14 protein-coding genes and 1 tRNA gene are annotated in these 19,321 nt (G+C 55.7%); 6 read left to right on the forward strand and 9 right to left on the reverse strand.

Annotated features, from left to right (window positions below; translation table 11 throughout):
• Together efeB and phoH are read left to right on the forward strand one after the other, a co-directional pair.
• Positions 1–1,287: an iron uptake transporter deferrochelatase/peroxidase subunit gene (gene efeB, locus GC087_RS10290; RefSeq protein ID WP_324030493.1), complete on the forward strand. Its 1,287-nt coding sequence runs from the start codon at positions 1–3 to the stop codon at positions 1,285–1,287.
• 578 nt (positions 1,288–1,865) lie between these two features.
• Positions 1,866–2,654: a phosphate starvation-inducible protein PhoH gene (phoH, locus tag GC087_RS10295; protein WP_006120221.1), complete on the forward strand. Its 789-nt coding sequence runs from the start codon at positions 1,866–1,868 to the stop codon at positions 2,652–2,654.
• Positions 2,655–2,733: 79 nt separating this feature from the next.
• Here phoH and GC087_RS10300 read toward each other — a convergent pair whose 3' ends face one another.
• The 5 genes from GC087_RS10300 to ssuD form a co-directional block, all read right to left on the reverse strand.
• Complete coding sequence (locus GC087_RS10300; protein ID WP_324030495.1) at positions 2,734–3,936, reverse strand: acyl-CoA dehydrogenase family protein; 1,203 nt, start codon at positions 3,934–3,936, stop codon at positions 2,734–2,736.
• A complete protein-coding gene (locus GC087_RS10305; protein ID WP_054633624.1) occupies positions 3,929–5,383 on the reverse strand; it encodes an MFS transporter in 1,455 nt (484 codons plus the stop codon). Before GC087_RS10305 ends, GC087_RS10300 begins: the two co-directional genes overlap by 8 nt.
• Positions 5,384–5,579: 196 nt before the next feature.
• Entirely contained in the window at positions 5,580–6,989 is a 1,410-nt protein-coding gene (locus GC087_RS10310; protein ID WP_033742023.1) for an LLM class flavin-dependent oxidoreductase, read from the reverse strand.
• A gap of 71 nt (positions 6,990–7,060) precedes the next feature.
• On the reverse strand, positions 7,061–8,473 hold the full coding sequence (locus GC087_RS10315; RefSeq protein ID WP_324030497.1) for an FAD/NAD(P)-binding protein: 1,413 nt from the start codon (positions 8,471–8,473) through the stop codon (positions 7,061–7,063).
• 15 nt (positions 8,474–8,488) lie between these two features.
• Positions 8,489–9,661: an FMNH2-dependent alkanesulfonate monooxygenase gene (gene ssuD / locus GC087_RS10320; protein ID WP_006120226.1), complete on the reverse strand. Its 1,173-nt coding sequence runs from the start codon at positions 9,659–9,661 to the stop codon at positions 8,489–8,491.
• 274 nt (positions 9,662–9,935) lie between these two features.
• Here ssuD and GC087_RS10325 point away from each other — a divergent pair, with 274 nt between their 5' ends.
• Complete coding sequence (locus GC087_RS10325; RefSeq protein WP_324030501.1) at positions 9,936–11,825, forward strand: sigma-54-dependent Fis family transcriptional regulator; 1,890 nt, start codon at positions 9,936–9,938, stop codon at positions 11,823–11,825.
• A gap of 95 nt (positions 11,826–11,920) precedes the next feature.
• Positions 11,921–12,868 carry a sulfonate ABC transporter substrate-binding protein gene (locus tag GC087_RS10330; RefSeq protein WP_039343199.1) on the forward strand — a complete coding sequence of 316 codons (948 nt, stop codon included), beginning with the start codon at positions 11,921–11,923 and terminating at the stop codon, positions 12,866–12,868.
• A 401-nt stretch (positions 12,869–13,269) separates the two neighbouring features.
• Here the strand turns inward: GC087_RS10330 and GC087_RS10335 are convergent.
• The 4 genes from GC087_RS10335 to pmrA form a co-directional block, all read right to left on the reverse strand.
• Positions 13,270–13,357, reverse strand: a tRNA-Ser gene (locus GC087_RS10335).
• 197 nt (positions 13,358–13,554) lie between these two features.
• The gene (msrA, locus tag GC087_RS10340) at positions 13,555–14,094 is read right to left on the reverse strand and encodes a peptide-methionine (S)-S-oxide reductase MsrA (protein WP_006120229.1); all 540 of its coding nucleotides are present in this window, start codon (positions 14,092–14,094) and stop codon (positions 13,555–13,557) included.
• Between the two features lie 388 nt (positions 14,095–14,482).
• Positions 14,483–15,550 (reverse strand): two-component system sensor histidine kinase PmrB, encoded by a 1,068-nt coding sequence (gene pmrB, locus GC087_RS10345; protein WP_033742011.1) that lies wholly within the window; start codon positions 15,548–15,550, stop codon positions 14,483–14,485.
• On the reverse strand, positions 15,547–16,233 hold the full coding sequence (gene pmrA, locus GC087_RS10350; RefSeq protein WP_033742008.1) for a two-component system response regulator PmrA: 687 nt from the start codon (positions 16,231–16,233) through the stop codon (positions 15,547–15,549). The genes pmrB and pmrA overlap by 4 nt, the downstream gene beginning before the upstream one ends.
• Positions 16,234–17,077: 844 nt before the next feature.
• Here pmrA and otsB point away from each other — a divergent pair.
• Together otsB and otsA are read left to right on the forward strand one after the other, a co-directional pair.
• Positions 17,078–17,866 (forward strand): trehalose-phosphatase, encoded by a 789-nt coding sequence (gene otsB, locus GC087_RS10355; protein ID WP_324030503.1) that lies wholly within the window; start codon positions 17,078–17,080, stop codon positions 17,864–17,866.
• Positions 17,863–19,299: an alpha,alpha-trehalose-phosphate synthase gene (gene otsA, locus GC087_RS10360; RefSeq protein ID WP_058701775.1), complete on the forward strand. Its 1,437-nt coding sequence runs from the start codon at positions 17,863–17,865 to the stop codon at positions 19,297–19,299. Before otsB ends, otsA begins: the two co-directional genes overlap by 4 nt.
• Positions 19,300–19,321: the final 22 nt, after the last annotated feature.

Below are 19,321 nucleotides of genomic sequence, written 5' to 3' on the forward strand. Positions count from 1 at the left end.
ATGGACAAGGATCAGGAATTACAGCAGCCTGCGCGACGGCGTTTATTAAAAGGGCTGGGCATGCTGGGCGGCGCGGCTGCGGTAGGCGCGGGCTGTCCGTTTCATGCCGGGGCTGCTGAGCAGCCCGACAGTTTTGCACCGGGCACGGTCACGCCGAACGCGCGTCAGCAACGACAGCCTTTCTATGGCGTGCATCAGGCGGGCATTATTACCCCACAGCAGGGCGCCATGATGCTGGTGGCGTTTGATGTGCTGACCAGCGACAGGCGTGAGCTGCAGCGGTTGTTCCAACTGCTGACACAGCGCATCGCGTTTTTAACGGCAGGCGGCAAGGCCCCCGCCGTGGTCAACCCACAGCTGCCACCGATGGATTCCGGTATCCTGGGGGCCGAGATTGCCCCCGATAATCTGACCATCACGGTGTCAGTCGGTAACGCGCTGTTTGACGGGCGTTTCGGTCTGGCTGCGCTCAAACCCGCGAAACTGCAGCCGATGACCCGGTTTCCTAATGATTCGCTGGATGCCAGTCAGTGCCATGGCGATCTGCTGTTGCAGATTTGCGCCAATACCCAGGACACGGTGATCCACGCGCTGCGCGATATCATCAAACATACGCCGGATCTGCTGGGCGTACGCTGGCGGCGGGAAGGCTTTATCTCCGATCATGCCGCGCGCAGCGCGGGCAAAGAAACGCCCATTAATCTGCTGGGCTTTAAAGACGGCACGGCAAATCCGGACACGCACAATCACGCCTTGATGGATAAGCTGCTCTGGGTCACCGAGGATCAGCACGAGCCAGCCTGGGCGCGGAATGGCAGCTATCAGGCGGTAAGGTTGATTCGTTTCCACGTGGAAATGTGGGATCGCACACCGTTGGGCGAACAGCAGACCATTTTCGGTCGCGAAAAGCTGAGCGGCGCGCCGCTGGGTATGAAAAATGAACATGACGTTCCCGATTACCGTAACGATCCGGATGGCCAGATAATTGCGCTGGATGCGCATATTCGTCTGGCAAACCCCCGTACGCCCGCCACGGAAAGCAGCCTGATGCTGCGCCGGGGATACAGTTATTCGTCCGGTGTTTCCGCTTCAGGTCAACTGGAGATGGGATTACTCTTCGTCTGCTATCAACATGATTTGGAATTGGGTTTCCTTACCGTCCAGAACCGCTTAAATGGCGAAGCGCTGGAAGAGTATATACGTCCGTTTGGCGGCGGTTACTTTTTTGTCTTACCCGGCGTGGTGAATGAAAACCATTATTTAGGCCAGTCCTTACTGGAAAGTTGATTAAATTTTAGGCACGGCATTCTGTGTCTGACAGCGCAGCGTGCCGTGTTTTCATATTGCCGTTTTTTCCCCGTACGGCTTTTTTATCGCCCCGTTTAACACGCTTTTTAACGTGACGTAAAATATACTAACCCTCTGTAATAAATACGTAATTTAATTTAAGTAAGGTCTTCGTTAACGGCCGGTTGAATATTTATTTTTCATGAAAGTGAAAATACTGTTGCAAAATACCAATAAGATGGTTCACTTTACTATGAAAGCGTAATCGGGCGTGTTGATGTCTCACACTGGAGTTCGCGCATGGATAGATGTTTTTACAGCCGTTCAGCAGTAAACAATATCGCACTCACCCGTGAGGGACGTTCTTCCTCAACCGCTTTTACATTTCAATGTGTTTTCTCTCTTCAACTTCACTCCTTTTTTACCGGTATACGGTCAGGCTGTTTTGCTGCCGGATATCAATCGTCATGGCCTGTCACGGCTCTAAAGGAAGCCAACTGAAACCTCTAAAGCGTTCACGTAATCGCAACGGGCGTATTGCCTGAAGCGGGAAATGAAACCAACTGTAAGGTGCCACTATGGGAAGACAGAAAGCAGTGATCAAAGCGCGTCGAGAAGCAAGACGAGTGCTTCGTAATGACTCACGCAGTCATCGTCAGCGTGAAGAAGAATCGGTCACTTCGCTGGTGCAAATGGGTGGGCTTGATGCAATTGGCATGGCACGCGATGTGCGTGACCGTGCGCCGATTGAAGCCCGAAATGAAGCTCAGGCGCATTATCTTAACGCCATAGAAACAAAACAGCTTATCTTCGCCACGGGCGAAGCGGGCTGCGGCAAAACCTGGATTAGTGCTGCGAAAGCAGCAGAGGCCCTGATTCATAAGGATATCGACAGGATTATCGTTACGCGCCCGGTGCTACAGGCGGATGAGGATCTGGGATTCCTTCCTGGTGATATCTCAGAGAAATTCGCCCCCTATTTCCGCCCGGTTTACGACATTCTGGTTAAACGTCTTGGCGCATCCTTTATGCAATATTGTCTGCGTCCGGAAATCGGCAAAGTGGAAATTGCGCCTTTTGCCTATATGCGCGGCCGCACCTTTGAAAATGCGGTAGTGATTCTGGACGAAGCGCAGAACGTGACGGCTGCGCAGATGAAAATGTTCCTGACCCGCCTTGGCGAAAATGTCACGGTGATTGTTAACGGCGATATTACCCAGTGCGATTTGCCCGCTGGGGTGCCTTCCGGTCTCGCAGACGCGCTGGCGCGTTTCGAAGAGGACGAGATGGTTGGCATTGTCCGTTTCGGCAAAGAGGATTGTGTGCGTTCCGCGCTGTGTCAGCGCACTCTGCACGCGTACAGCTAGCGTTCTATTGAGTCATGTAGCGACCAAACCCGGCTCCGGCCGGGTTTTTTTGTGTCTCAGATTCGCCGCCTGGCCGCGATCATTCATCGCTGCCGATCTGCCAGATAAAGGTCGGATCGCGCCGGTTCACTTCCCAGTCGCCGACATTTCGGCTCTTGTATATCACCGGATTGTGGGACGCGATGGTTCGGGCATTGCGCCAGTGCCTGTCCAGCGCGTTTATCACCCGCGTATCTGACGCGCCCAGCGCATTAAATAACTCGCTGGCCGCGCGGGTAATCCATTCAACGGCGACGACCTGCGCTTTGGCGGCCTCCACTTCGGCCTGCACGTTGGCGGCGTGAATCAGGCTTTCTGCTTGCCCTTGTTGGTGCGCATCAAACGCAAGCTGGAGCGACGGCGTGGCATGCTGCACGGCGGCATCTGTCGCCCAGACCCAACTACTTATCTGGCCGACAACCTGCAACACCTGCACATCCTGTTTGACCTGGCGGGCATTACCGTGGCTGTAAATACGTTTTCGTTGTGCAACGCTCCGGGACACATCCCGCACAATAGCGCGACCAATGCCGGCCAGGGTCGCGAGTAAGACATGCTGATAAAAAGCCGTCTGATAGCGAAAGCGTTCACTAAAGTCATACACATGCGCAGGCTCCACGTGCGCCTCGCGAAAGCGCGTAGTGCCGCTACCGGTCAGGCGTTGCCCAAATCCATCCCAGTCATCGTCCCGCTCAACGCTGTCCTGATGAGTGCTCACCACCGCAATCACGTCGCGCTGGTTGTCGGTGCGCTTAGCGTACACATCAATCCAGTCGGCATAGAGTGTGCCGGTGCTGTAAAACTTTTCGCCCGTCAGTTGCCAACCGTGCCCGGTAGGGGAAACGGTGGTATTCACGTCTCCCAGCCTGACGCTGCCCGTTTCACTCCAGCCACTGCCGACGATGTCGCCATCAACAAAGCGGCGAAACCAGCGTTGACGGTCTTCGCTGTCAGGTTGATTGAGGCGATCCTCGACAAAGGCCATATGGGCGCGCAGAGCCTGAGGCAGATTGGAATCCGCTTCTGCCAGCTCGGTGAGCAAACGAAAAAGCTGCGGCAGCGAGGCTCCCAGGCCGCCATTAGCCGTTGGGATACGCAGCGTGCCAAAGCCCGCCGCCTTAAGCCAGTTTATCGGCTCATGCAACAGTGTCCGGTCGCGTTCGCGTGCAGCGGCCCCGTCGGCGATGCGGGCAAAAACAGGACGAAAGCGTTCTGCCAGACGGGTGTAATCAGGTTCAGACATGGTGTTCTCCTTGAGCTGACGGGTCATCAATATCGTGGCGCGTCGGTTCAAAGCGCACCACAAGCAGGAAAATGATGGGGATGAGAGCGGCCAGTGACACGATCCAGAACAGGTTGGTGCCATAAGCCGCCTGCAATATCGGCAGAATGAACAGCGCCAGTGCGCTTCCTGCACCAGAGATCGAACGGCTAAACCCGACGCCGGTGGCGCGAATAGATGTGGGATAGGCGAGGGCGGGATAGATCATTAACTGCGCACCGGGTCCGAACCCTTCGGCAAACAGCCACACTCCCAGCAGCAGAATGGCAAAGACCACACCGTAAGTGGCTTCAGGATGCCCGATCAAGGCCAGTGAAATCAGGGCGATAAACTGTAGCGCAAACCCCGCGATGGCCACATGACGAGAGGGAAATTTCCAGGCCAGTCGCATGCCCAGCAGGCCGCCGGTAAAGGCGAACAGCGCATTAAGTCCCAGTGAGGCGGCAATGGTTTCGAACACGCCCGCGCCCAGAAACTGCGCCAGAATCGAGGGGAGGAAAAATGCGATAGCCGTATATTCAAAAGCGATACAGGCGTTCATCACCGCTGCCACGATAGTGCGTTCGCGATATGGCTTCTGGAACAGCACGCGGAAACTGACCGCCGGTGCGACAGGCTCGATGGCAGGGGACTTATCTTCATGTGCCTGGATGCCATAGGACTCACGCAGAATACGGACCGCACCGCGTAAATCTCCCTGATTAGCCGCCCATAAAGGCGATTCGTTCATAAACTTGCTGCGCACGGCAATAATCAGCAGGGCAGGCACGGCACCAAACAACAGCGATGCCCGCCACAGCCAGTCAATGTGCTGGGCTGGCAACAGGAAGTAGAGGGCGAAGATGATGAAAAAGCAGACCGACGAGGCGGCATACCACATCGGGCACCAGGCCGCCAGTCGCGCAGCTTTGTTGCCTTTACCCGAAAACTTCGAGAATTCGGCCAGATAGGCCATGGCCACAGGCAAATCCATTCCCACACCAATGCCCATCAAAAAGCGCGCCCCGATCAGTACCCAGACATTCGGAGCCAGACCGGCAGCGAGGGCAGAAACGACGAAAAAAAGCATGTCTGCCATAAACACCGAATAGCGACCGTATTTATCGGTCAGCCAGCCGCCAGCCAGGTTGCCCACAATGGTGCCGATCATAATGGAGGAGGTGACCAGCCCGGTTAAGGTTGGCGTTAAGCTAAACGTCTTAACGACATCATCGATGCCGTAGGACAGCGTCGTGAGGTCATAGGCATCCAGAAAAACGCCGCCCAGCGCCAGAAACACGATCCAGCGCGCATAGCTGTTTTTGTCACTTTGCGTATTGATCAGTCGGGCCACATCGTTGACGGAGCGAACCGGTGTGGAAGGCGGCGAGGGGATCGCCACATCATCATCGATATTGAGAGTGCTCATGTTTTCCTCGTTATTGTCTGTACAGGTGCTGCCTTTATAAGCAGTGCATACGCAGTAAACAAACAAGAAAAAGTGATAAGGAATGCTTTAATTTCAATAAGTTATTTTTTATTCTCAGGCATGAAAAAGACCGGAAACGTGGGCACGCTTCCGGTATGGGTTGGGTGAATCAGGCTAACGAAGCCGTCTCGTTATGTTATGAGGCTTCAGCAGGGACGATCAGGCCCGCTGACGAGGGCGTGCGTCGGTAGCTGGCACCAGGATGAGGATGAGTAAGGCGATCGCCCAGCCCAAAAAGCTTCTCCCGTAACGTGCCGGGCTGGTAATCCTGCTTATATACGCCGCGTTTTTGCAGTTCCGGCACCAGCAGGTTCACGACGTCAGCAAAGGTTTCATGGGTAACGGCATAAGCCAGATTAAAACCGTCAACGTCTGTTTCCTCCACCCAGCTCTGTAGTTCATCTGCCACGGTTTCGGTGCTGCCCACCAGCAACGGCCCAAAGCCGCCAATGCCTACCCAGTCGGCCATGTTTTGCACCGTCCATTCACGCTGCGGATCGGCGGTCGAGAAGCTCTCTACAACAGACTGAATCGCATCGGTATGAAGATGTTTAAACACCTGATCGGGTTGATACTGACTAAAGTCAATGCCGGTCCAGCCGGAAATCAGGGCAAGGGCACCTTCGTGGCTGACATAACGTTTGTAATCCTGCCATTTGGCCTGGGCCAGCTTATCGGTCTCGCCCACGATCACGGTTTGCATATTGAAAATGAGAATGCTGCGCGGATCGCGTCCGGCCTCCTCTGCGCGCCGACGAATATCGGCCACGGTTTTCCTGAGCAGCACCTTAGACGGCGCGGCAACAAACACGCACTCGGCATGTTGCGCGGCAAAAGCCTTACCGCGGCTGGAGGCACCCGCCTGATATAACACCGGCGTGCGCTGTGGTGACGGCTCACACAGATGAATGCCCGGCACCTGGAAAAAGGTGCCCTGATGGTTGATCGGATGGACTTTGTTCGGATCGCTGAAGATATGGCGCTCCCGGTCGCGGATAACGGCGTCGTCTTCCCAGCTGCCTTCCAGCAGTTTATAAACCACCTGCAAATACTCATCTGCATAATCGTAACGGGCATCATGACGGGTTTGCGTGGCCTGGCCCAGATTGCGTGCGCCGCTTTCCAGATAGGAGGTGACGATGTTCCAGCCAATCCGCCCTTTGGTAAGATGGTCCAGCGTCGACATCCTGCGCGCAAACGGATAAGGATGCTCAAACGAAAGCGAGGCGGTCAGGCCGAAACCGAGATGCTGAGTGACCATCGCCATTGGGGTGATCAGCGCCAGCGGATCGTTAACCGGCACCTGAGAGGCACTGCGAAGGGCGGCATCATTGTTGCCGTTAAAAACATCATAAATGCCCAGTACATCGGCGATAAACAGGCCGTCAAATTTACCGCGCTCCAGCAGCACGGCTAAGTCTGTCCAGTATTCCAGGTCTTTGTACTGCCAGGAGCGATCGCGCGGATGCGCCCACAGGCCGGGTGACTGATGACCCACGCAATTCATATCAAAGGCATTTAAGCGGATTTCACGTTGTTTAGGCATAGCAGGCTCCTGAGCGGATGCGGCACGCCGGTGCCGCCCACTTTTTAGGGGGATAATAAACAGGTAAGTGATTAGTCAGTCAGTGAAAGGGGACATCGCTCGTTTAGCGTAGCGGTTGTGAGATTCAGCAGTTGACGGGCAACCGCTTCCGCATGCATTGCCACCTGCGGCAGGCCCATCAGTTCACCAAACCGACCGCGGGCCGCGGGACCGACCACATACAGATGGGAATTGCTGTGGCCCTGTGCCGTTCGCGTCTGCGACAGGGCATTGACATCAATGCCAAGCGCTAAAGGATCGGGCCGGATGACGCCGTCATCACACAACTGGCGTAGCAGGGCATCATGTTGTACCAGTTTCCCGTGCGCCGGGCCGGTGGTCACGATCACCTTATCCACCTCCCGCGTCACGACTTCGCCCGAGCGAGTTTGCAGATGCAGCCGTACCGCAGAATGGCTGGACTCTGCCGCCGTCAGCCGCGCCGCCATCACCTGCAACGATCCGTTTTCCTGCCGCGCGTTCAGCACCTGGCCTGCCTGTGGCGCAATGCGGTAGCGGTGCACATCCCACCACGGCCGCAGATGGCGCAGAAAGCGCCGTTGCTCATTCAGTGGCAGGCTCTGCCAGAGGGGCTGGCCCTGCCGACGAACCTCATCAAAGACGACCTGCCACGGAAGCCCGCGCGCCGCCGCCTGACGCATGTCCTGGCGGATGCGCCGTAACCAGCAGCGCACACCCGCTGGCCTGGCAAGGTGCCCTTCAAGCGACCAACTGAGGTCATGCTGACTGATATTGGGCCGGGGAAGTTGTCCACGGCGTGAAAACACGGTGACAGGGCCGCGGTGCCCGTGGCGATCCAGCGTGGCCACCATATCCGCCATCGTTAAGCCGCTGCCCACAATGGCGATGCGCTCCTCCGGACCGACAGAGGCGAGGGCGTTCTCCTGCCAGGGATCGGCGATGATGGCGGGATGGTCAGCCAGTGCGGTTAACGCGCCAGGCAACGACGGCGCGGGATGACTGACGGCCAGGACCACAATGTCGGCGGCAAGGTGTTTGCCGGCGGCGGTGCTGACCGTGCCGTCCCGGAAAGCCACAGCGCGATCCTGCAGATGCGCCAGAACGACAGGCGACTCACGTTGTGCCGCTTCGAACTGTGCATTGACCCAACGGGCAAACTGCCTGCGCTGAGGATAGACATGACCATCGTGCCAGCGCGCGGCGGGATCGCTGACATATGCATCAGAGGCGCGATACCAGCGATCAAAGCTGCCTTCTTCCTCTCCCGCCAGCTGCATGCGTGACGCGGGTACATTAAGGCGGTGAGCCGGATCGGCCGTCGAGTAGGCAACGCCCTGCGCCAGCTGCGACCGGGGTTCGATGAGCGTGACACGCAGTCCGGCCTGGCCCAGACGACCCAGATGCACGGCCAGCGCTGTCCCGCTAAATCCACCGCCCACGATGACAATATGCTGCTCTGACATAAACCGCCTCATTTGTTAGCTGGCACTGGCGCTTTTTTCGGGACGACGATCGCCACCGATAGTTTCACCAAAGGGACCTGTATTCACGCTGCGCTGTGCTTTCCCGGCGTGCGTCGACAGCGGCAGCAGTGGCATCAGTAACTCGGCTACCCGGTGCGCTTCTTCCAGATGCGGATAGCCCGACAGAATAAAGTTATCAATGCCCAGCGCCTGGTATTCCCGAATACGCGCTGCCACCTGCTGAGGGTTGCCGACCAGTGCAGTGCCCGCGCCGCCGCGCACCAGTCCGACGCCTGCCCATAAATTGGGGCCGATGCGTAAGCCCTCGCGTGAACCGCCGTGCAGTGCACTCATGCGCGCCTGGCCTGTCGAATCCATACGGGCAAAGATCTTCTGAGCGGATGCGATGGTTTCATCATCCAGATGAGCTATCAGTTTATCGGCTGCCGCCCAGGCTTCCTCTTCGGTTTCACGCACAATAACGTGCAGTCGAATGCCGTAGGACAACGCCCGGCCACGTTCCTGCGCCCGCTGGCGCACAACGTCCAGTTTGGCGGCAACCTGCTCAACGGGTTCGCCCCAGGTGAGATAAGTATCGACCTGACTGGCGGCCACGTCGACCGCATCGTCCGACGAACCACCAAAGTAGAGCGGTGGACCGTCGGCCTGCACAGGCGGAAACAGAATTTCAGCGCCCTCCACACGAATATGTTCACCGTGGAAGTCCACTTTCTCGCCTTTCAGCAAACGGGAATAGACCTCCAGGAACTCCCGTGTGACCTGATAGCGTTCGGCATGACTCAGGAAAATACCGTCGCCTTTATTTTCCACCGGATCGCCACCCGTCACCACATTGATCAGTAAGCGCCCGTCTGACAGACGGTCCAGCGTTGCCGCCATGCGCGCCGCCAGGCTCGGCGGCTGCAACCCCGGCCTGACCGCCACCAGATAACGCAGCTGTTTAGTGATGGGGGCCAGGGCCGCCGCCACCAGCCAGGAATCTTCACAACTTTTACCCGTGGGGATCAGTACGCCGTAGAAACCCAGATTGTCTGCCGCCAGGGCGACCTGTTGCAGATAGGGCAGATCGACCGCTCTTCCGCCCTGGGTGGTTCCCAGATAACGTCCGTCACCGTGGGTGGGTAAAAACCAGAACAGATTAATGTTTTTCGCAGAGGCTTCAGGCATTAGCAGATTCCTTTATAACGATATTTGAAATTGGCAAATGAAAAGCAATCTTTCAGTTATAAAGCCATTAGCAGCATACGTGCCAACTGTGTCTGGTCATTTTTTCCTTTGAATTTATAGCGTTATGATTTCAGCTTTCAGGTACGCGCTGTTGCAAATGCAGCAGGCGTTGAACTTCAGTGCTGCATTTGCAGCACAGGGGCTCAGCCCGTGGCTCGTTTCCCTTCACGCTTAGCGTTATCGTGAGCGCTCAGTCACTTTGCAGGTATTCGCTATGGAACACGCTGGTCCCGATTTAATTGACCCGGCTTCTCTGGCCTTCAAAAGTATCCTGGATCGCCTGGCGCCTACGGATGCCACGGTGTTAATCATTGGCGAAACCGGCACCGGTAAAGAGGTGATGGCGCGCTATCTGCATCATCACAGCCCGCGCCGCTGCGCGCCCTTTGTCGCCGTGAACTGCGGCGCACTGACGGAAAGTCTTGCCGAGTCAGAACTGTTTGGGCATGAGAAGGGCGCGTTTACCGGTGCCACGGAACGTCATCATGGCTGGTTCGAGGCGGCGCAGGGCGGCACGCTGCTGCTGGATGAGATCGGTGAACTCAGTTTGCCGCTCCAGGTAAAACTGTTGCGCGTATTGCAGGAGAGAGAGATTACCCGGGTAGGTTCATCTCAGGCGATAAAGGTAAATGTTCGGGTGCTTGCCGCCACGAACCGCGACCTGACCGGTGCGATTGCCGAACGGCGCTTCCGCGAGGATCTCTATTACCGGCTGAATGTGGCCAGCGTGGCGCTGCCGCCTCTGCGCGAGCGCCGTGAGGATATACCGGTGCTGGCCGCGTATTTTCTGCAACACTATGCGCGCCGACTGGGCCGACCTCAGCTGCGTCTGAGTGAGGAGGCGATCGCGACGTTAAGCCGGTACGCCTGGCCGGGCAATATTCGGGAGCTGGAAAACACATTACATAATGCTGTTCTGCTCAGCCAGGAAACACTTATTGGCCCCCAGCATCTGCGTCTGGGCCGCGTGACTGAGGCTGAACCGGTGCCCGAACAGGATGTGATTGATCAGTTTATCCGGCAGCAACTGCAGCACAGTGAAACGCCCCTGTATCCCAGAATTATTGAATCCTTAGTGCGCAATGCCTATGCGCTGAGTCAGGGAAATCAGCTCCAGGCGGCAGCGCTGTTGGGGATCAGCCGTCACAGCCTGCGCACCCATCTGGGCCACTGCGGCCTCATTAAGCCGCGCCGCAGCAGCGCCATCGCGCCATCGCGTGTTTTGACAGACTCTGTGGTGCAGGAGCGCGAGTTGCGTATTGGTTACCAGAAGTTCGGCAATCTTGGCATTCTCAAAGCCCGTCAGCATCTTGAGCAGCAGCTGGTGGGCCAGAATGTCCGCGTGTTGTGGAGTGAATTTCCTGCGGGGCCACAGTTGCTGCATGCTCTGCGCGATCAGGAAATTGACTTTGGTACGACAGGCGAAGTTCCGCCCCTGTTTGCCCAGGCCGATCAGGGCACCATGGTCTATGTGGCCTGGGAACCGCCTGCGCCGCAAAGTGTTGCCCTGATGGTCGCCAGACACAGCGCCATCACGACGATTGCCGATCTCAAAGGCAAGCGCATTGCGGTGAATAAAGGTTCTAACGTCCATTTTTTGCTGCTGCAGATCCTCGATGAAGCAGGACTGACGCTGGACGACGTGCGTATCGTGTATGCCCCACCGAAATACCCGTTAACCGCCAGCGACCTGAATGCGGTCGATGCCTGGATGATGTGGGACCCTTTACTGAGTGAGGCCGAACGTGGCGATCAACTGCGCGTTATTGCCGATGGCGTGGGCCGGGTCAGCAACCATCAGTTCTATCTGGCGGATCGCCAGTTTGCTACGCATTCACCCGATTTACTGCGCCTGTTGATGACCGCGCTGGAGCAGACTGGCCAGTATATCGATGCCCATCCGGCCGAGGCTGCCAGGTTACTGGCAAAGGAGTTGGGCATGTCCGACAGCGCATTACGTCAGGCGCTGGCGCGGCGTAGTCATCGAACTCAGGCGATGAACTTAGCGATTATTCGCGAGCAGCAGAGAATCGCCGATCGTTTCTATGCGCTCGGTCTGTTTCCCCGCGCCATCAACGTCCGGGACAGAGTCTGGCCGCAATGACGTTTTATGACTAAGGACAGAACTTATACGCATTAAGCCCTCAGGCACGGATTTGTTATGTTGCGCTGACAACACCTTCGTTCAGGACAAAAAAAATGAGAAAAATAGTGATAAGCGCACTGATTGCGCTCGCTCAACTTGGCACCTTCGTGACAGCACAGGCGGAAGACAAACCCCAGGTCGTGAATATCGGTTTCCAGAAAGCGAATATTTTTGCGCTGCTGAAATACCGTGGCACGCTCGACAGCGAATTTAAAAAGCAGGGCATTGATGTGCGCTGGGTGGAGTTCCCGGCAGGCCCGCAGATGCTGGAAGGGCTTAACGTAGGCAGTATCGATCTGGCGGCCACCGGCGATGCGCCACCTGTCTTCGCGCAGGCGGCACAGGCCGATCTGGTCTACCTTGGCCACTCGCCGGCCAACCCGCAGACCGAGGCCATTGTGGTGCCGGCCGATTCCACGATCAAAAGTGTCAAGGATCTGAAAGGCAAGCGCGTGGCGCTGAACAAAGGATCGGATGTTAATTATCTGCTGGTGACTGCGCTGGAGCAGGCGGGGCTGACGTATAAAGATATTACGCCGGTTTATCTTCCGCCTGCCGATGCCCGGGCCGCCTTCCAGCGCGGTGCTGTCGACGCCTGGGTTATCTGGGATCCGTATCTGGCCGAAGTCGAAACCACGGCCCATGCGCGCCTGCTGAAAAATGCCGAAGGCTTAGTGCCGCATTACACCTTTTTCCTGGCCAGCCGCAAATTTGCTGATGGTCATCCCGAGACGGCGAAACAGGTGCTGAACGCGCTGAGTCAGCTGAGCACCTGGGCAAACAGTCATCAGGCTGACGCCGCAAAAATCCTTTCCGGCTCCACGGGGTTGCCTGTACCCATCTGGCAGCGCGCGCTGGCCCGCATGCCGTTTGGGGCGGAACGTATGACGCCCAACGTGTTTAACGAACAGCAGGCGCTGGCCGATAAATTTACCCAGATCGGTCTGTTGCCGGTGAAGGTGAATGTCAGCAGCGCGACGTGGGCACGGGATAAGCAGTAACGCGTGAGCGCGAGTGCTTTAAGGGCCTGCGGGTGAACCGGCAGGCCTTTTTTATTGGGTGCGACAGAGGAAGATAAAGAGGGATTCACCCGCTGCGCTCGCCCTTCGGGTGGCCTGGCGGCCATGCAAAACGGTGTTGCCGTTTTGTCGCCCCCCGGTCGGGGGTTCTCATCCCCCTCTCAGGAGAACATGCAAAAAAAAGTCCAGAGGTTAGTCTGGACGCTTCTTCAAATCTGGCGGTGAGAGGGGGATTCACTCGCTGCGCTCGCCCTTCGGGTGGCCTGGCGGCCATGCAAAACGGCGTTGCCGTTTTGTCGCCCCCCGGTCGGGGGTTCTCATCCCCCTCTCAGGAGAACAGGCAAAAAAAAGTCCAGAGGTGAGTCTGGACTCTTCTTTGAATGTGGCGGTGAGAGGGGGATTCGAACCCCCGATACGTTGCCGTATACACACTTTCCAGGCGTGCTCCTTCAGCCACTCGGACACCTCACCGCAAATTGTTGCTGACCGCGCTGGGTCAACGGGGCGCTACTATAGGGAGTCGACCTGAAACGGTCAAGCACTATTTTTTTCTTTTTTTCTATTCGCTTAAGCTCTGAACGAATCGCGTTAAGGCTGCGCAAAATCGGGTTTTTTAATCACAAAACGCCCGTTTTTACGCAGTGTAAAGTCCGCTCAGCGGCAGGCGGTTACTGGGCGGTTTTAACCCGACTGGCAAAACTCTTACGCAGCTTTTGCAGTTTAGGGGGAATCACCGCCATGCAATAGCCGTTTCGCTGGCCGGCACCTTCCCAGTAGTCCTGATGATAACCTTCTGCCGGATACCAGGCCTTTAATGGCTCAATGGTTGTGACAATCGGTTTATCATGATCCTGCTGAGCGCGTGCAATCGCGGCACGGGCTTCAGCTTCCTGCTCGGGTGTTTCGGGGAAAATGGCGGAGCGATACTGAGTGCCGATGTCATTGCCCTGGCGATTAAGCTGTGTTGGATCATGCGTGGCAAAACTGATGTCCAGCAAATCGCCATAGCTGACCTTCTCAGGATCAAAGCCAATGCGAATGGCTTCTGCATGACCGGTGGCGCCACTGCAGACCTGCTCATAGGTCGGATTAGGGCGCTCGCCGCCGGTGTAACCGCTTTCGACTGACTCAACGCCAATCACGTCTTTAAAAACCGCTTCTGTACACCAGAAACAGCCGCCTGCGATTACTGCATATTCGATTGCCATAAATGTTACTCCTGTCTGGTCTGAAGGAAAGAGGTGGGGATGACGTCAGGCATTTTCAACATCTCTGAAGACGTCAGCGTAAAGAGAGCCGCGTTAAACGCCGTCTGATGTGGGGCCTTTTTGTCACACGATGCGTTTAGCGTAGCAGGGAACAGGGCAAGCGGTGGGCACCCTGTCGGGAAGGTTTAAGCCGCGACAGGGAATGTAGCGCTTAATGTTTCCTTAACACAGGGCAGCGATACTGAGGTGGATTCTACAGGAGACGCTATGAAAACCACGACTGTTACCGCCACCTCTTTCGTATCACGCCCATTCAGCGAGTACGTTGCCGTTATTCTTGCCGTCAGCGCTGTCATCAGCTTTCTGGCCTGCTGGTTTGTGAACTGAATCAGTCCACCGCGAAAAGGACCCTGGCCAGGCAACCTGAACGGTCAGGGCGATTTTCCAGCAGAAACTGTCCATGATGTAACTGCACAATCCGACTGACGATACTCAGGCCCAGCCCAATGCCACCATAGCGCGTGTCCATGCGGACAAAGGCTTTGCTTAACTCGCCGCGCCTGCTTTCATCAATGCCGTCACCTTCGTCTTCCACGATCAGCGCCGGGCCTGGTGTGTTTTCAAGCCGCACGGTGATATTGCTTTCAGATGGGCTGTAACGGTGGGCGTTTTCCACCAGATTGCGCAGAAGCATTCGTAACAGGATCGCATCGCCCTTCACCCTGAAGCTGTGCTCAACATCAAGGGTTAACGTTTGATGACGCACGGCAAGCATCGCACTCAACTCCGCTTCCATAGGCACAATCACTTCATCGATGAGGGCAACCTGCTGGTAGCTGCCTGAGGTAAACTGCTGGCCGGCACGGGTCAGCTGCAGCAACTGGGCAACATTTCCTGTCATCTGATCCAGACGATGTAATAAAGGTTGCGTATCGACGGCCTGATTTCGTTGTAGCAACTCAAGATGTAAGCGTAAACCTGCCAGCGGCGTTCGCAGCTCATGGGCCACATCGGCCGTAAACAGGCGTTCACGTTCCAGACTGTCTGTCAGACGTGCGACAAGGCGATTCACAGAGTGCGTAACAGCGTCAATCTCCTGCACCGATCCGGAAAAGGTGATAGGTTCCAGGTTTACCTCGCTCCGGTTCTCCAGTTCACGCTGCAACTGATAGAGCGGGCGGGTAATCCAGCGTACCGCCTGATAGCACAGGAGCAGCGTCAGCGTAATCATCACCAGACTGGGCAGGGCAAGACTCATCACGGCTTCGCGGACTTCTTTATGGACATGCCGGTCCATGTTGCGGTTCTGCAGATGCGCCTCAACTAAAAATTGCACCTGTTCCTGACTTTCATGCCAGAGCCAGGCCACGCTGATGAGCTGGAAAAACAGCATAATGAGGCCAATCGTGAGAAGCAGCCGAAAACGCATGGTCGTCCCGGTGCGGTCAGTATTCATGTCTCGGGCATCTCGTTATCGGTTTGGGAGGGGGACAGGGCATAGCCGAAGCCGCGAACCGTTCTGATCATGCTTTTGCCGATCTTGTCACGCAGGTTGTGGATATGCACTTCCAGCGTATTGGTCGAAGGCTCGTTATCAAAATTGTAGATATCCTGATACAGCAATTCGCGGTGCACCGGATGGCCCGCTTTGAGCATCAGGCGAGACAGAATCGAAAACTCTTTAGGGGTGAGATCAAGCAAGGCGTTATCCAGATGGATCTGGCGATGTGTCATATCCAGCGACAGGTTGCCCACCTCCACGCGCGTATCCCCCTGGTTAACATGACGTCTGATAAGGGCACGAATCCTTGCCAGCAGTTCATCCAGCGCGAAAGGCTTGATCAGATAGTCATCGGCACCTGCATCCAGCCCGGCGATGCGCTCATCAATCGTGTCACGCGCGGTAAGAATCAATACAGGCTGCATCTGCTTCTGACGGCGAAGACGCTGCAGAAAGTGCAGTCCATCCTCATCCGGCAGGCCGACATCCAGCACGATCAAACTGTAAAGCCCGCTGGCAAGATGAGCTTCCGCGGAACGGACCGTTGAAACCGCATCGCAGACATAGCCCGTGCCTTCCAGCGCCAGAACAAGACCTTGCAGCAGCAGAGCATCGTCTTCAACAATTAATATTTTCATAAGCGCTTAACAGGATACCTCTTTTGTATCAGTACCGATGACCGGACACAGCAATAGCGGGTCGCTCTTGCGCGAACTCACCTTGACAACCTTGTCCGGCAAGTGGATAAGGCAGGCCGTCCCGGTTTCGTCGGCTGTGCCTGCTTTGGGCAAACATGCCGGGATTGTTGCTGACATGACGAATGTTGTCACTCAACTTAGCTCAGCGGAAACGTTAATTAAAGATGAGATAAAGGGCTGCAAATCAGCCCCTTTTCGTCTCGCCCGGCATAATGCCTTAACCCGTAATAAGACGTTTTATCAAATGCGAAAGGGCAACATGACGGACTGACTATTAATATAAAGTCGGAATAATAAAAAATGTTATTTTATCCGGGTTGAATCATTAGTGAATGTCTCCATTATTATTGCGCTAATACATTCGCATTAACGCGCAACAATGAAAGTCAGACGGTAATAAGTGAACAGTATGGATAAGAAAGATTAGGAAAACCTTAAACAGGACCATTTATTACATTTTTATTTCTTTTTTGCGGGCGCAAAATAAGTCGGCGTGAGCAGGCCGTTAATCGCCGTTATTGCCAGCAGCAGAATTAAGCGTGACGGCTGGCACAGGAAATGCATATTTCTGGCAGAATGCAGGATTGCGTCTACACTTTATGGGGCGACAACAACAGTCAGTGAGTTTTTCAGCACTTAACGCGTATGTTTTTGGAGAAAGAGTTACCGAATTGCAGGGTTTTACCGCGCAGTCTCCTTACTTCATTCGGCCTTGCGCCGACCTCTTGCTGAACGCTCTCTGCTGCGATGTCCTGATGATGAACCCGTTTACAGGAGAAGACACGTGACCCAGACGGCAGAAAGTAATGCCTCGTTTCCGTCATTGAGCGGCGGTCTGTATGCCTTCTTTTTTGATGTTGATGGCACGCTGGCAGCGATACAGCCCCAGCCGGATGCCGCTTTCATTCCAGAACAGGTTGTAGCAGAGCTGCAACGCCTCTCTTCTTTATGCCACGGCGCGCTGGCGCTGGTATCAGGTCGTCCTGTTGAGCAACTGGATGCGCTTGCGGCACCGTTGCACGCGCCGGCTGCCGGCGTGCATGGCGCTGAGCGTCGAGACGCGGAGGGCAGGGTACACCGCGTGTCACTGCCCGAAGAGACTGAACCTCAGCTGAAACAGATGCTGGAAGCCGAAATGGCCCACTGGCCAGATACGCAGCTTGAAGCGAAAGGGATGGCGTTTGCCCTCCATTATCGTCGGGCGATGGCACATGAGCAGGACATATTGCACCTTGCGCAGGCCGCCGTCGAACGTTTCTCGGGTCTGACGTTGCAGCCCGGAAAGTGTGTGGTTGAAATTAAACCGACCGGCATTGATAAAGGCGCGGCTGTACAGGCATTTATGCAGGAAGCCCCGTTCGCGGGACGTATTCCGGTGTTCATCGGTGACGATCTGACCGATGAGAAAGGCTTTGCCGCCGTCAATGCCATGCACGGGATTTCCGTGAAAGTGGGAGAAGGCGAAAGCCAGGCACGTTATCGTTTACATGACGTTACGGATGTCTATGCCTGGCTGGAAAGAACACGATTACAATTAGAGCAAGATAACGTTGGTAAGGAGTTTAGGTTATGAGTCGTTTAGTTGTTGTATCTAACCGTATCGCCATGCCAAATGGGAACAAAACCAGCGCGGGCGGCCTTGCCGTTGGCATCCTGGATGCGCTGAAAAGCACGGGTGGACTGTGGTTTGGCTGGAACGGTGAGATAAGTGAATTTTCGGGTGAGGAAGAAAACCCGGTATCGGTAACGGAGCATGATGGTATTGAATATGCTTCCTTCCCGCTGAGCCAGAACGAGTACGATCTCTATTATTGTCAGTTTTCTAATACCGTTATCTGGCCTGCTTTCCATTACCGTTTAGATCTGGTGCAGTTCCAGCGTGAAGCCTGGGAAGGATACTGCGAAGTTAATGATGCCGTCGCGCAGCGGCTGAAACCGCTGATCAAGCCTGACGACATTCTGTGGATTCATGACTACCACTTCCTGCCGTTTGCCGCCGCGCTGCGCCGGGCAGGCATCAACAACCGCATCGGTTTCTTCCTGCATATTCCTTTCCCGACGCCCGAAATTTTCAATGCGCTGCCGCCGCACAGAGAACTGCTGGAAATGTTGTGCGAATACGATCTGTTAGGATTCCAGACGGAATCTGATCGCGTCGCCTTCCTCGACAGTTTGAGCCAACTGACGCAGTTGCAGAATAAAGGTGACAAAAAACATCGCGCCTATGGCAATACCTTTATGACGGAGGTGTACCCGATAGGGATTGAACCTGACAGCATTAAGGAGATGGCTGAAGGGCCATTGCCACCCAAAATGGCGGCGATGAAGAAGGAGCTGGGCGATGTGCGCAATATCATTGCCTGCGAACGTCTGGATTACTCGAAAGGCCTGCCGGAACGCTTCCTGGCTTATGAAGCGCTGCTGGAAAACTACCCGCAGCATCACGGCAAGATTCGTTACTCGCAGATTGCGCCAACGTCTCGTGGCGATGTGCAGGCCTATCAGGATATTCGTCATCAGTTAGAAACCGAGGCAGGGCGCATCAACGGGAAATACGGCACCCTGGGCTGGACGCCACTCTATTATCTTAACCAGCACTTTGACCGTCGTTTATTGATGAAAATTTTCCGTTTAACGGATGTCGGCTTAGTGACGCCGTTGCGTGACGGGATGAACCTGGTGGCGAAGGAGTACGTGGCGGCGCAGGATCCGGACGATCCGGGTGTGCTGGTACTGTCCCGTTTTGCCGGTGCGGCTAACGAGCTGACGTCCGCGCTCATCGTGAACCCTTATGACCGCGATGAAGTGGCCGCGGCGCTGGATAAAGCGATTACCATGCCCCGTACCGAGCGTATCTCACGCTATAACGATATGATGGCGGTACTGCGTAAAAACGACATCACCGCATGGCGCGAAAACTTCCTGCGTGATCTTGAGAAGATTGCCCCGCGGAGTGCCGATCACGGCATGGCAAATAAGGTTGCCACCTTTCCGAAACTCGCCTGACAGCAGAGCAAGCCAGGGAAGG

The organism is Pantoea sp. JZ2 (assembly GCF_035191405.1).
Lineage (GTDB): Bacteria > Pseudomonadota > Gammaproteobacteria > Enterobacterales > Enterobacteriaceae > Pantoea > Pantoea stewartii.

What these genes read in the sequence shown, in the direction of transcription:
- efeB (WP_324030493.1), top strand. Translation starts at nt 1, where the DNA reads ATGGACAAGGATCAGGAATTACAGCAGCCTGCGCGACGGCGTTTATTA.
- GC087_RS10325 (WP_324030501.1), top strand. Translation starts at nt 9,936, where the DNA reads ATGGAACACGCTGGTCCCGATTTAATTGACCCGGCTTCTCTGGCCTTC.
- msrA (WP_006120229.1), bottom strand. Translation starts at nt 14,094, where the DNA reads ATGGCAATCGAATATGCAGTAATCGCAGGCGGCTGTTTCTGGTGTACA.
- GC087_RS10300 (WP_324030495.1), bottom strand. Translation starts at nt 3,936, where the DNA reads ATGTCTGAACCTGATTACACCCGTCTGGCAGAACGCTTTCGTCCTGTT.
- pmrA (WP_033742008.1), bottom strand. Translation starts at nt 16,233, where the DNA reads ATGAAAATATTAATTGTTGAAGACGATGCTCTGCTGCTGCAAGGTCTT.
- ssuD (WP_006120226.1), bottom strand. Translation starts at nt 9,661, where the DNA reads ATGCCTGAAGCCTCTGCGAAAAACATTAATCTGTTCTGGTTTTTACCC.
- pmrB (WP_033742011.1), bottom strand. Translation starts at nt 15,550, where the DNA reads ATGAATACTGACCGCACCGGGACGACCATGCGTTTTCGGCTGCTTCTC.
- GC087_RS10310 (WP_033742023.1), bottom strand. Translation starts at nt 6,989, where the DNA reads ATGCCTAAACAACGTGAAATCCGCTTAAATGCCTTTGATATGAATTGC.
- otsA (WP_058701775.1), top strand. Translation starts at nt 17,863, where the DNA reads ATGAGTCGTTTAGTTGTTGTATCTAACCGTATCGCCATGCCAAATGGG.
- GC087_RS10330 (WP_039343199.1), top strand. Translation starts at nt 11,921, where the DNA reads ATGAGAAAAATAGTGATAAGCGCACTGATTGCGCTCGCTCAACTTGGC.
- GC087_RS10305 (WP_054633624.1), bottom strand. Translation starts at nt 5,383, where the DNA reads ATGAGCACTCTCAATATCGATGATGATGTGGCGATCCCCTCGCCGCCT.
- GC087_RS10315 (WP_324030497.1), bottom strand. Translation starts at nt 8,473, where the DNA reads ATGTCAGAGCAGCATATTGTCATCGTGGGCGGTGGATTTAGCGGGACA.
- phoH (WP_006120221.1), top strand. Translation starts at nt 1,866, where the DNA reads ATGGGAAGACAGAAAGCAGTGATCAAAGCGCGTCGAGAAGCAAGACGA.